The organism is Allotabrizicola aquatica (SeqCode) (assembly GCF_965194375.1).
Classification (GTDB): domain Bacteria; phylum Pseudomonadota; class Alphaproteobacteria; order Rhodobacterales; family Rhodobacteraceae; genus Tabrizicola_A; species Tabrizicola_A aquatica.
Map to the genome: position 1 here is coordinate 17,101 of NZ_CBDAEL010000011.1, position 12,278 is coordinate 29,378.

General features: G+C 59.9%; 10 protein-coding genes. 4 read left to right on the forward strand and 6 right to left on the reverse strand.

From position 1 onward, the window contains the following. Positions 1-5: 5 nt before the first annotated feature. Together AC72UB_RS12055 and AC72UB_RS12060 are read right to left on the reverse strand one after the other, a co-directional pair. The gene (locus AC72UB_RS12055) at positions 6-1,415 is read right to left on the reverse strand and encodes an HlyD family type I secretion periplasmic adaptor subunit (RefSeq protein ID WP_505189761.1); all 1,410 of its coding nucleotides are present in this window, start codon (positions 1,413-1,415) and stop codon (positions 6-8) included. After that, positions 1,412-3,148 carry a type I secretion system permease/ATPase gene (locus AC72UB_RS12060; protein ID WP_505190004.1) on the reverse strand — a complete coding sequence of 579 codons (1,737 nt, stop codon included), beginning with the start codon at positions 3,146-3,148 and terminating at the stop codon, positions 1,412-1,414. Before AC72UB_RS12060 ends, AC72UB_RS12055 begins: the two co-directional genes overlap by 4 nt. Before the next feature lie 193 nt (positions 3,149-3,341). On the opposite strand from AC72UB_RS12060, the gene AC72UB_RS12065 reads away from it, so the two are divergent. The 3 genes from AC72UB_RS12065 (at position 3,342) to zapE (ending at position 5,855) form a co-directional block, all read left to right on the forward strand. Further along, a complete protein-coding gene (locus tag AC72UB_RS12065) occupies positions 3,342-4,085 on the forward strand; it encodes an MlaA family lipoprotein (RefSeq protein ID WP_505190005.1) in 744 nt (247 codons plus the stop codon). Next, positions 4,075-4,686, forward strand: a complete 612-nt coding sequence (locus AC72UB_RS12070; protein ID WP_505190006.1) for an MlaC/ttg2D family ABC transporter substrate-binding protein — start codon at positions 4,075-4,077, stop codon at positions 4,684-4,686. Before AC72UB_RS12065 ends, AC72UB_RS12070 begins: the two co-directional genes overlap by 11 nt. 68 nt (positions 4,687-4,754) lie before the next feature. Next, on the forward strand, positions 4,755-5,855 hold the full coding sequence (zapE, locus tag AC72UB_RS12075; RefSeq protein ID WP_505190007.1) for a cell division protein ZapE: 1,101 nt from the start codon (positions 4,755-4,757) through the stop codon (positions 5,853-5,855). Between the two features lie 124 nt (positions 5,856-5,979). Here zapE and AC72UB_RS12080 read toward each other — a convergent pair whose 3' ends face one another. Continuing rightward, complete coding sequence (locus AC72UB_RS12080) at positions 5,980-7,983, reverse strand: oxidoreductase (protein ID WP_505190008.1); 2,004 nt, start codon at positions 7,981-7,983, stop codon at positions 5,980-5,982. Between the two features lie 119 nt (positions 7,984-8,102). Here AC72UB_RS12080 and rnhA point away from each other — a divergent pair, with 119 nt between their 5' ends. Next, on the forward strand, positions 8,103-8,555 hold the full coding sequence (rnhA, locus tag AC72UB_RS12085; protein ID WP_463288811.1) for a ribonuclease HI: 453 nt from the start codon (positions 8,103-8,105) through the stop codon (positions 8,553-8,555). Positions 8,556-8,564: 9 nt separating this feature from the next. Here the strand turns inward: rnhA and AC72UB_RS12090 are convergent, their stop codons facing one another. The 3 genes from AC72UB_RS12090 to AC72UB_RS12100 form a co-directional block, all read right to left on the reverse strand. Then, entirely contained in the window at positions 8,565-9,305 is a 741-nt protein-coding gene (locus AC72UB_RS12090; RefSeq protein WP_505190009.1) for an FkbM family methyltransferase, read from the reverse strand. Beyond that, positions 9,302-10,117, reverse strand: coding sequence for a hypothetical protein (locus AC72UB_RS12095; protein WP_505190010.1), 816 nt, complete (start codon positions 10,115-10,117; stop codon positions 9,302-9,304). The genes AC72UB_RS12090 and AC72UB_RS12095 overlap by 4 nt, the downstream gene beginning before the upstream one ends. A 67-nt stretch (positions 10,118-10,184) precedes the next feature. Then, entirely contained in the window at positions 10,185-11,984 is a 1,800-nt protein-coding gene (locus tag AC72UB_RS12100) for a glycosyltransferase family 2 protein (protein WP_505190011.1), read from the reverse strand. Positions 11,985-12,278: the final 294 nt, after the last annotated feature.

Here is a 12,278-nt window from a genome sequence, read left to right on the forward strand (position 1 = left end):
CACGGTCAGCTTTCTCGGAATGCGGCGGCGAAGTAGTCTGTGAAGGGTTTGAGAAGATAGGCCATTGGGCTGCGCGCGCCGGTCTGGATGAAGGTTTCGACAGGCATGCCGGGGATTAGGGTCAGCCCTTCAAGGCGGTCTATCTCGCCGGGGTCAAGCGCGATTTCGGCCTTGTAATAGGCCATCTGAGCGCGTTCATCGACCAAAACATCGGCCGAGACGGTGACGACATGACCGTTCAACTCGGGCGTGGTGCGGGCCGAAAAGGCTGGGAACATCAGCCGCACCTTTTGGCCGACAAAGACCTGATCGACGTCGATGGTCTGCACCTGCGCGGTGATGATCAACGGGCGATCCTGCGGGATGAGATAGAGCAAGGGTTCCGCTGGACGGATCACGGATTGCGGTGTGCTGACCGCAAGGCCAAGGACCGTGCCAGACACTGGCGCCCTGATCTCCAGCCGGGCGATTTGTTCGGTCAGCGAGCGGCGGCGCTCAGCCAGTTCCAGAACGCGTGCGCCGATGTCGCGCAGTTGGGTATTGGCCTCTTCCCGCCGCACGGCAGCAAGACGCAGCACCTCAAGTTCCACCTCGGTCGCGCGACCCTCGGCCTGCGCGCGCGAGGCCTGCAATTCGCCCACCGACCCCTGCAGCCGCGAGGCTTCGCGTTCCAGCGCCAGCACGCGGGAGGATTGGGCCAAGCCCTTTTCCAAAAGCGTGCGTTGATCGGTCAGCTCTTGTTCGATCAGGTCGAGTTGCTGACTGAGAGCGGCAACCTGCGCATCCACGCCCTCGATCTGCGAGCCGATCTGGGCGGCGCGCTTCTGCAACTGTTCAGACTGTTTCAGAACGGATTCCCGGCGCGCGGTGAAGAGGCTGCGCTGACCTTCGATCAGGTCGGCCACTTCAGGGCGGGTCTTTGCCAGTTCGGCCAGTTCGCCCGAAAACTCCGGCGCGGGGGCGTCGTTGCGTTCAGCCTCAAGCCGGGCGCTGCGGGCCATCACTTCGAAAAGCTGGCCTTCGACGATCGCGAGTTCCGACTTCACCAAGGCCCCGTCCAGCCGGATCAGAAGATCGCCCGCCTTCACCGGTTGCGCCTCTTTCACCGCGATTTCGGCCACCACCCCACCATCGGGGTGCTGCACCACTTGGCGGTTCTGCGATACCTCGATCTGGCCCGAGGCGACCACCGCCCCGGCGATTTCTGATGCGACAGACCAGACGCCAAAGCCGAGCACCAGAATTGCGGCGGTCACGCTGCCGACAATCACCGAAGTACGGGCCGAGAGAAGGGACTGCACTTCGGAAGGCGCGCGCGGTTTGGGTGCGGCAAGCTCTGTCTTGGCGGGCTTTGCCGGCAGAGGGGTATCTTTATGGGCCACAGTCGGCCCCGGCTTTTTGCGCAGCAGGCTCATGACACACCTCCGGGTCCGGCGGAGCGGACAATCTCGCTGTGGTTCTTGACCATTTCTTTCAGCACCTGATCACGCGGACCAAAGGCGCGGCGCATGCCATCTTCCAACACCAACAGAAGGTCACATTCCTGAATGGCCGCCGGTCGGTGCGCCATGATGAGAACCGACCCTCCCGCCGCCTTAAGGCTGCGGATGGCGATGTTCAGCGCCACTGTCCCGTCATTGTCGAGGTTGGAGTTCGGCTCATCCAGCACCAAAAGCACCGGGTTGTCATAGAGCGCGCGGGCAAGGCCGATGCGCTGAATCTGGCCGCCCGACAACCGCCCTCCCAGCGTCGAGACGCGGGTGTCATAGCCTTCGGGCAAGCGCAGGATCATGTCATGCGCGGCGGCTTTCTGGGCGGCGTCGACAATCTTGGCACTGTCGGCATTGGGCTGCAGCCGGGCGATGTTCTCGGCGATGCTGCCTTCGAACAGGGTCACACGCTGCGGCAGATAGCCGATGTAGCTGCCCAGAACGTCAGGGTCGTATTGGTCAAGCGCCGCGCCATCCAGCCGCACCTTGCCCGCCGCAGGGCGCCAGACGCCGATCAGCGCGCGCGCCAGCGTCGATTTGCCCGCGCCCGAAGGGCCAATCACGCCCAAAGCCTGCCCTTCGCCCAGTTGAAAGGTAACACCCCGCAGGACGGCCTGACTTTCGCCCGGCGGGACCACCGACAGCGCCTGCACATCCAAAATGGCGCGGGGGCGCGGTAAGGCGGTGCGCTGCGGCTCAGGCGGAACCCGGGTGAGGAGTTCAGCCAGACGTTCGGTCCCTTCCTGCGCACGGGTGACAACGGCCCATTGGCCGACCGCCTGTTCGATGGGCTGCAGCGCGCGGCCCATCAGGATAGAGCCGGCAATCATCGCGCCGGGGGAAAGCTGGTTCTCCAGCACAAGCCAAGCCCCAACCCCCAGCATCGCCGATTGCAAGAAGAGCCGGAAGGTCTTGGAGATGGACCCAAAGCGGCCACCGACATCGCCAGCCTGCAACCCTTCGGCCAAGGCGGCGCTGCGGGCCTTATACCAGCGTTCAAAGGCAGCGCCGGTCATGCCCAATGCCTGAACCGCCTCGGCCTCGGTTTTGATAAGGTCGGACATCCGTTCAGCCTGCAGCGTCAGGCCATTGGTGCGGTTGATCGGCACCTGCGTCATGCGCTGGTTCAAAACGGTGATGGTGATGAGAAACACGCCGCCCGCCACAGCGAGCCAGCCCAGAAGCGGGTGAAAGACAAAAATCGCAGCAATGAACAGCGGGGTGAAGGGGATGTCGAAGATCGACATCAAGACCGGCGAGGCCCAAAGCCGCTGCACCGCCTCCAGATCGCGCTGTGCGGCCAGCCCGACCTGATCGGTTGGCACCAATGTGAGCCGCTTCATTGACGCGGCAAAGACCCGGCGGTCCAGCTTGTCTTGCATCGCCGCGCCAATGCGGGCCATCACCCGGCTGCGCGCATGGTCAAGAATGCCCATCGCCAGAAACAAGAAAGCCACCAGCACCGACAGCGCGACCAAGGTCGCCTCCGACCGGCTGCCCAGCACACGGTCATAAACCTGCAGCATGTAAAGCGGCCCGGTCAGCATCAGAAGATTGACCAGCACCGAAAAAACACCAACAGCCCAAAGCAAAGCGCGATGGTCAGCCCGGGCTGCCTTTAACTCGGCATAGCCCCGAGCAAATTCACCTTGAGACATACGTCCCCCTAATATGAACTTGCCGATGCAAAACAGCATCGGCGGAAAATGTCTTGCGTCGCCTCTGTGCCACGGTTTGGCAATTGCCTTGCCGGGAGCGTAACCTTATCCCTTGCCTTCCAAGTGGCCAGTCTATGTTAGGCTGATATCCTTGATAAGCTAGAAACAACTCCTGTCTGATTCCATCGCATCCATGACCGTATCGCAAAAACCCTTTCGTTCCGTGATCGCCTGTTGCCTGATTGGCGCGGTTTTGTCGGGGTGTGCGCGGCAAGATGCGCCTTTGGCCATGAATGACCCAATCGAACCTTTCAATCGCAAGGTTCACGCGTTCAACAAGACCGTTGACCAAGCTGTCCTGCGGCCTGTTACCGCGTCGCAGGGGGGCACGGGGGAGGTGGGTGAGCGGCTTGGCGATTTTGCCGACAATCTGGGCAAGCCTGCGGATATCGTGAACAACGTGTTGCAACTGCGGTTGGTCAAAGCGAGCGAGAACTTGTTGCGCTTTGGCATGAACACGGTCTTTGGCCTTGGCGGGCTGTTTGACGTGGCCAGCGCCGCGGGCATGCCCGAAAATGACACCGATTTCGGCGAAACCCTGCATATTTGGGGCGTGGGCGAAGGCGCCTATCTTGAGGTGCCCTTCATCGGTCCCTCGACCGAACGGGATCTGGCGGGCGCGGTGGTGGACATACTGATTGACCCGCTGAACCAATTGCCCCGCAAGCAACGGCTGGCGGCAACCGGGGCCAAAGTGGCCGGAAAAATCGCAGATCGCGGACGCTATTCCGGTCTGACCGATTCCGTCCTATATGAGAGTGCAGACAGCTACACGCAGGCCCGGCTTTTGTATTTGCAGAATCGCCGGTTTGAGCTTGGCCAGACTTCCGACGAAGGCAGCTTCGTCGATCCGTATGAGGACCCCTATGCTGAATGACACCTCATCGCTTTCGCGCCGTCGCTTTGCGGCAGGCCTTGCCCTTGGCACCGTGGCCTTTGTGCTTCCGATGCGGGCTGCAGCGCTGAGCGTTGAGCAGGCGCGCGCGCTGATTGATCAGGCGGTGGCCGATATCAATGCCGTGATTTCGTCGGGCAAGTCAGAAGGCTCGATGATCGGGGATTTTGAACGCATCTTTTCGAAGTATGCCGATGTGCCGGTCATTGCCCGCTCGGCCCTTGGCCCGGCGGCCAAGCAGGCGTCAAAGGCGCAGTTGACGGCCTTTACCAAGGCGTTTCAAGGCTACATCAGCCGCAAATACGGTCGCCGCTTCCGTGAATTCATCGGCGGCACCATCGAGGTGACCGACGCCAAGCCTTTGAAAAGCTATTACGAGGTGATCTCGGTCGCGCGCCTGAAGGGTGAGGCACCGTTTGACCTGCGTTGGCATGTGTCGGACAAATCAGGCTCGCTCAAGTTCTTCAACCTCATCATCGAAGGGGTGAACATGCTTGCCAGCGAACGCGCCGAAATCGGCGCGATGCTGGACAAGGCCAAGGGCGATGTGGACGCGCTGACCGCGACCTTGAAGAACGCCTAACGCTGCAAACTGCGGCTTTAGCCTTCTGACAGTCTTTCCCAAGGAGTGCGGTCAGGGTAATCAGACCTATGCCTATGACCCTGACCGAGATCTATGACGCCCGTGTCGCCGCCGGACAGCTGCGGCCAGATCCCGCGCAGCATGCAGTCTTGCCAAAACTTGACGCCCTGCGGCACTGGTTGGAGGCCAACGCCAACCGCCGTGTCGGTCTGTTCGCCGGTCTGTTTGCCAAACCGGTCACGCCGCCTGCGGGCCTTTATCTGTGGGGCGGGGTGGGGCGTGGCAAGTCGATGGTGATGGACCTCTTCATCGAAAACACCGCGATTGCGCAAAAGCGCCGCGTGCATTTCCACGCCTTTATGCAGGAAATCCACAAGGGTATGCATGAGGCCCGCAAGACCGGGGTTGATGATGCGCTGGCCCCAGTGGCAGAAGCGGTGGCGCGCGACATCCGGTTATTGGCGTTTGACGAGATGCAGATCACCGACATCACCGATGCGATGATCGTGGGACGGCTCTTTGAAAAGCTGATGGCGGCGGGGGTGGTGATTGTCACCACGTCAAACCGCGCGCCGGAAGAGCTGTATAAAAACGGGCTGAACCGGGCCTTGTTCCTGCCATTTATCGCCATGCTGCGCGAGAAAATGCAGGTGATGGAACTGGAAAGCCCGAACGATTATCGCCAGCATCGCCTTGCCGGGGCGCAGGTCTACTTTCACCCGGCTGGAAAGGTGAAAGGCGAGATTCAGGCGATTTGGGATGATTTGACCGGCGGCGCGGCGGGTGCGCCGTTGATCTTGCCCGTGAACGGTCGCAGCATTGACCTGCCATGCTTTGCCAATGGCATTGGGCGGGCGACGTTCTGGGATCTGTGTTCACGCCCCCTAGGCCCCGGTGATTTTCTGGCCATCGCGCAGGCGGTGCGGGTGCTGATCCTTGAAGATATCCCGCAGCTTTCGGCGTCCAACTACAATGAGGCCAAGCGGTTCGTCACGCTGATTGATGCGCTTTATGAGGCCAAGGTGCGGCTCATCTGCTCGGCCGCCGATGTGCCAGAGCGGCTGTATCTGGAGGGTACGGGCGCCTTTGAATTTGAACGCACCGCGAGCCGCTTGCGCGAGATGCAGGGCGCGGAATGGGGTTCAGATGCTCATCCCACCGGCGACTGACAAGATCAGCCCAGCGGTAAGGACCGACTGATCCGAAGCCAGATAAAGCGGTTCCATCGCAAACTTGTGGCTTCCCGCGGTTTCAGGGATATGACAAGTTTTTCAGAGGGCTGGCAACAAGGTGCTAGAGCCGAGCCGCCAGTCGCGCGCCCTGATCAATGGCGCGCTTGGCGTCGAGTTCAGCGGCGACATCGGCCCCACCGATCACATGAGCCGTCATGCCAGCGGCGACAAGCCGGTCATAAAGCCCCCGCGCGGGCAGTTGACCGGCACACAGCACCACATCATCCACCGCCAAAAGCTGCGGCTGCCCGTCGCGGGAGATCCACAACCCCTCATCCGTGATGCGGTCATAGCTGACGCCGCCCAGCATCTTCACACCCTTGGCCGCCAAGGCTGCCCGATGGATCCAGCCGGTGGTCTTGCCCAGACCACGTCCGGGCTTTTCGGCCTTGCGCTGCAAAAGCCAGACCTCACGCGCGGGCGGTTCGGGCGCGGGTTCGCGCAAGCCGCCTGCGGTTTCCGCAGGGTCACCGACGCCCCATTCCTTGCGCCACTCGACTGGGTTCAAAGTCACCGAATGACCGTTCGCCACAAGATATTCAGCCACATCAAAGCCGATGCCCCCTGCGCCCACAATAGCCACCCGGCGGCCGATCGGGGCGCCATGCAGCACCTGCAGATAGCTTTTCGCCCGCTCTTGCCCCGGGATTTGGGGATCGCGGGGGCTGACACCGCTGGCGACGATCACCTGATCAAACCCTGCCAAATCTGCGACATCCACCATCGCCCCAAGCCGGGTTTCCACACCCAGACGGTGGGTTTCATGGACAAACCACGCGACAAGCCCATGAAATTCTTCCTTCCCCGGCACCTGTTTGGCCAGATTAAGCTGACCCCCCAACTCGGTAGACTGGTCAAACAGCACCACCTTATGACCGCGCAAAGCGGCGACCTTGGCCGCCATCAACCCCGCCGGGCCAGCGCCCACGACGGCGATGCGCTGCGGGTTTTGAGCAGGCTCATAGGTCAGAACCGTCTCATGGCAGGCGCGTGGATTGACAAGGCACGAGGTCAGCTTGCCGCTGAAGGTGTGGTCCAGACAGGCCTGATTGCAGGCAATACACGGCGCAATCTCCGCGGCGCGGCCGCTGGCGGCCTTGGCCACAAAATCCGGGTCCGCCAGAAAGGGCCGCGCCATAGACACCATATCGGCCATGCCCGAGGCAAGCAGGCCTTCGGCGACCTCGGGCGTATTAATGCGGTTTGAGGTGATGACAGGAATCCCCACCTCCCCGCGCAACCGCCCGGTCAGATGCGCAAAAGCGGCGCGCGGCACGCTGGTGGCGATGGTCGGCACCCGCGCCTCATGCCAACCGATGCCGGTGTTCAGAATGGTGGCACCCGCCCCCTCAATCGCGCGGGCCAGCCTCACCACCTCATCCCAGGTTGAGCCATTGGGGATAAGATCGATCAGGGAAATGCGATAGATCAGAATGAAATCCGGCCCGACCGCTTGCCGCACCCGGCGCACCACCTCAACCGGCAGGCGCATGCGGTTTTCATAGGGCCCGCCCCAACGGTCGGTGCGGCGGTTGGTGTGGGTCACCAGAAACTGGTTCAGGAAATAGCCCTCGGACCCCATAACCTCGACACCATCATACCCCGCCTCTTTCGCACGGGTCGCGGCGGTTACGATATCAGCGATCTGCTTCTCGATGCCCTCTTCGTCCAATTCGCGCGGGACAAAGGGTGAAATCGGGGATTTGACAGCACTGGCCGAGACGCAATCCTTGCCATAGGCATAGCGGCCCGCGTGCAAGATCTGCATGGCAATCCGCCCGCCCGCCTGATGCACCCGGTCGGTGACAGTGCGATGATTTTCGATGTCTTTTTCGCTGAACAACCCGGCAGCACCGGGAAACACCCCACCCTCGCGGTTCGGCGCCATCCCACCTGTGACCATCAGGCCCACGCCGCCACGGGCCCGTTCAGCATAAAACTCGGCCACCCGATTCCAGTCGCCGGTTTCCTCCAGCCCGGTATGCATCGAGCCCATCAGAACCCGGTTCTTCAAGGTCACATGCCCCAGCGACAGCGGGGCCAAGAGGTGGGGATATTGGGTCATGCTGTTCTCCTGCCTGCCACGATGCACCGCCGCGTCCCGGCTGTCACGCCCAACGCGGCGTCACGCAGTTGACGCGGCCTAAACGGCCCCCTATCCCTGCGGTGTTGCGTGGAGACATGATGCCAGACCTTTTCGCCTATACTGACGGAGCCTGCTCGGGCAACCCCGGCCCCGGTGGTTGGGGGGTCTTGATGATCGCGCGTGACGGCGGCGCGGTGGTGAAAGAGCGCGAGTTGCAGGGCGGCGAAAAGCTGACGACCAACAACCGGATGGAGTTGATGGCTGCGATTTCGGCGCTGGAGGCGCTGTCAAAGCCGGTTGAAATCACCATCGTGACGGACAGCGCCTATGTGAAGAATGGTGTGACCGAATGGATTCACGGCTGGAAGCGCAACGGCTGGCGCACGGCGGGCAAAGACCCGGTCAAGAATGTTGAACTTTGGCAAAGGCTTGATGCGGCCCAAGCGCGCCACAAAGTGATCTGGCGTTGGATCAAGGGGCATGCGGGGCATGCCGAAAATGAACGCGCCGACGCGCTGGCCCGCGCCGGGATGGCACCCTTCAAAGGGTAGGGTCAGCACCTATATCCAGTCGAGATTAACCTTACCGGGCGCATAGCTTTCTGAAACCGTGTCACGCAGCGCCTTATAGCGGTCACGAAGATCTTTGAACTTGCGCTCATGGGTTTCGGCGACCAGACAGCGAACATTTTGGAACAACTGTTCGGCATCCATCTTTTCCAGGATATCAAGCTCGGCACCTTCGATGTCCATCTTGATAAAGGCGACCTCGCCACGCGTTTTCACCTGATCGTCCACCCAGCTTGGAAAGTCGATCAAGGGCACCTCAACCGCGTTTTCCGCATCAATCCGCCGGCCTCCATCCAGAATGGTGGACTTGACCGAGGCGCCCTCGGGATTGTCACCGAAATTGTCCGCCCGCATCAAACGCACAGTGCCAGAGCCAACGCCGACAGCGGCATTGATCAACGTGACATTCGGGAGGTTTGCTAACTTCTGTTCGAGAGTCTTGAAGGCAAAGGGGTCAGGCTCAAAAGCAACCACATCTGCACCAGTGGCGGCTAGCCGTTCGGTCACCACCCCCATGTTCGCACCGCAATCCACCGCCAGATCGCCGGGTTTAAGCATCGCGGTGATCGCGGTCAGATAACCCTCAGCCCAAGCCTTGCGAAGATTGCGCTTCTGGCGCCTGATCAGCGCTTCAATCTCGTCCGGCGTTTCTGGCAAGGGCTTGTTCTTTTGACCTTTCTTGCCACGTTTTCCAAGAATTTCCTCGGGCTGATCCTCATCGTCGTCGCTCATTCCTCAAGCGCTCCGGCCGGGTTCACACCCAGCTTCTCACACATGCGAGCAGCGTAAGATCCGTCCATTGGCGGGTTCTTGCGCCACCAGGGCCTTGTGCCATTGGTATAGAGATGAACCGAGAGTGTGTTTTCGGTGAAATGGCCTTCAACATTGCAATGAGGGTCGTAGAACACATCGTTCAGCTGGAACGGAACCGGATAGAGATAGTCATAACCAAGCGCCCGTTCATAATCGCCGGTCTGCTGGGCAAAATAGGTGAACGCCTGCGGGCCAAAAGCGGTGCGTTCGGCATTATAGATACGAACGGCCTGCGGTAGGCTGGGGTCCTGTTTTTCAATGCGCTTTCTCTGCTGCTTGTTGAACCACGCTGGTGCCGCGGGCAGATTGTCATAGTAATCAAGAAGTTGATCCATCAACGGGCCCTTTTGGGGGATGTAGACCACCCCACAGTTCAGGGCCCCGCGAAAGCCGTGACCGGCAAAGATGTGGGTCATGTCATCGGGGAACGGCTTGTGACAATAGGCATCACAGTCAATCCAGACCGCATCGGTTTTCTGAATCATCTTGTAGCGAAACACATTCGACAGAAACGATTCCGAGGTCTGACGCACAATGTCCATGTCGATCGCCATGATATCGGTGGCCGGCTTTACGATGACACCCTCTGGCACGTTCGACACCGTATCGGTGCAGTAAAGCGTTGTCGGATGACCCTGCCGCACATGCGACAAAAGGCAAAGCTGGTTCAGATAATGCAGCTTCTCCCCAATCCAAAGCGAAGCAACGGGGCGGCGAATGGGAGTGGACATGAAATAATGGCCTCTTTTGTATCAATACTGGAAACATTGCCGCAGAGAATGGGGCAAGTCTAGTTGGTCAGTTCAAGTCGCCAGAGCGCAGCGATGCAAGGTCCGGCTGCAAACGGAAAGCGCGGCAGATGTTTTGATCAAAACTTTCTTCAGCTTGGTACCCGAAGGATTGAAGCAGCGGCTGAATCTCGGACCGTTGGGAGTAACACGCCTCGAGCAGGCGCCCATATAGGAAGATCTGCCTTGGTCGTAACGCCGGTCCTCCAGAAAAAACTTTAGACAGAACGTCCAGTCCCAGCCGCGCATCCGCCAAAAGGAGGCTGGTTGGATTGGTTTTCAGGATCAGCGATCCAAGGTCAGGGACCAGATCCTGCAACTGCTGTTCCGATAGGACGAAGCGGTCATTAAACGCGCGGTTGGACATGGCGCAAACCGCCAGCATCATCTGTCGCAGGCCGGGATTATCTTCGTGCAAGGTAAAGTGAACATCTGTTCGAATATTGGCGCAATGCCCGGACAGAAACCCGACGGCAGAGCCGATTTCCAGCACGCGCGCTTGCTTGTCTAGAACCAGCGGCATCTTGCGGGCCAATCCGCGCTCAAACTTTCCAGACTGAATAAGAGGCAAGACGTGGGCCGCAAAGACCCGATGGTCGAGTGGCAACTTCATGCTGTGGTTTGCAAAGACCTCAAGCTGCATGTCCACGGACAGGTCGATGGGTCCGGGATTGTAGGAACCCATGGGCACCGCTTCGGCCGGTGGTTCCTTGGGCCCGGCCTTGCGGTCAGCCTTGGCCTTGGCACCGCGCTGCTTTTCAACATCCGACATCAAAGCGGCGATCTTTTCCTTATCGCGGACCTGCGGCGGCTTGGCAACGATCTGAGAGATCGGCACGGCCGAGGCAGTGGAAAGACTGGTCACCAGACTGCGGTAGGCGTCCGTCTGTTTCAGTTCGGCTAGTCTGTTTTCCGCTCGCTCGACCGCCGCATCATGCAAACGGCGCAGCGTTGGATCTGTCAGAAGCTGAGAAATGATGCGTTTCCGGACCTTACTATAGCGGAGCATGGTCTCGTCGCGCACCTCGTTTCGATCCTGTAAGGACCAGTAATCACTGTTATATTTATCTGCCTTGTTGTTCACATTGCCACGCATCTTTCGGATCGCATAGCTGTCCACCGACTTGACCGCGTAATGGTTCAGCTGGACCCACTCATAGCCGACGGTCCGCGTGATTGATCGCCAGCCGCGAAACTTGAAGTAATCCTCCATCTCGCGCCCCGACCCGTTCAACCATTTCACCTGATCGGGAAACTCAGTCTTGATGTGGCGGGTTTTCATCTTGGGCCGATGAATGCCCAGCTTCCAATAGTCGGGGTGGAAGGTGAAAAGGGTCTTGACGCCCCACCCCTTGTTCCATGTCGGTGGGGCCGCCATCAGATACTGTTCGGTCACCGGAGCGCGGCTCCAGTCAACCACACCACCCGATCCGAAAATGCGCCATGTCACAACAATGCCATTGGCATTCTGCGCTTTGGCTGCCGCGATCAGATCATCCAGAGTGCCATCACCGTACTTGATCGACAGAAACTCATCTGCGTCAAACACCATGACCCAATCAGATTGCCCAACCACCGGCTCATCTTGCGCATAGTTCAAGGCAGAGGGTTGTGGCCGAATACCTTGGGGAATGACATTGCGGCGATGATGACAAAGACCAAGCTCTTCCAATCGGATCAGCATATCATCGGTGCCATCTGAGCAGTCGTTCGTATAAACGACAAGATCAGTGAAACCGATGGCCAGATGATGCGCCACCCATTCGATGACAAACGGGCCCTCGTCCTTCATCATCGAAACGGCAGTCACTTGGCCATGGGGACTGACGTGGCGCTTCACGTCAAACGGCACAGTGCCCCAGTGGTCAGATGCCCCCCGCGGCCGATCCGCCGACACTGTCGTTTCACTGGCTTTACGTCTCACCGCCACGTTTGACCTTCCTGCGGGTTTCAGTTCAGGCCAGCCGCCCGACCCCTTTTCCCGATCTCTTGCTGCGATACAGGATAGGCGATCCTCGGCACCATCGGCAAGAAGTCCCCCCGCGGATACACCCCAAGAAGTGGCAAGTTCAGTCGTCAACTGTTGCTAATATGGCTACAATTG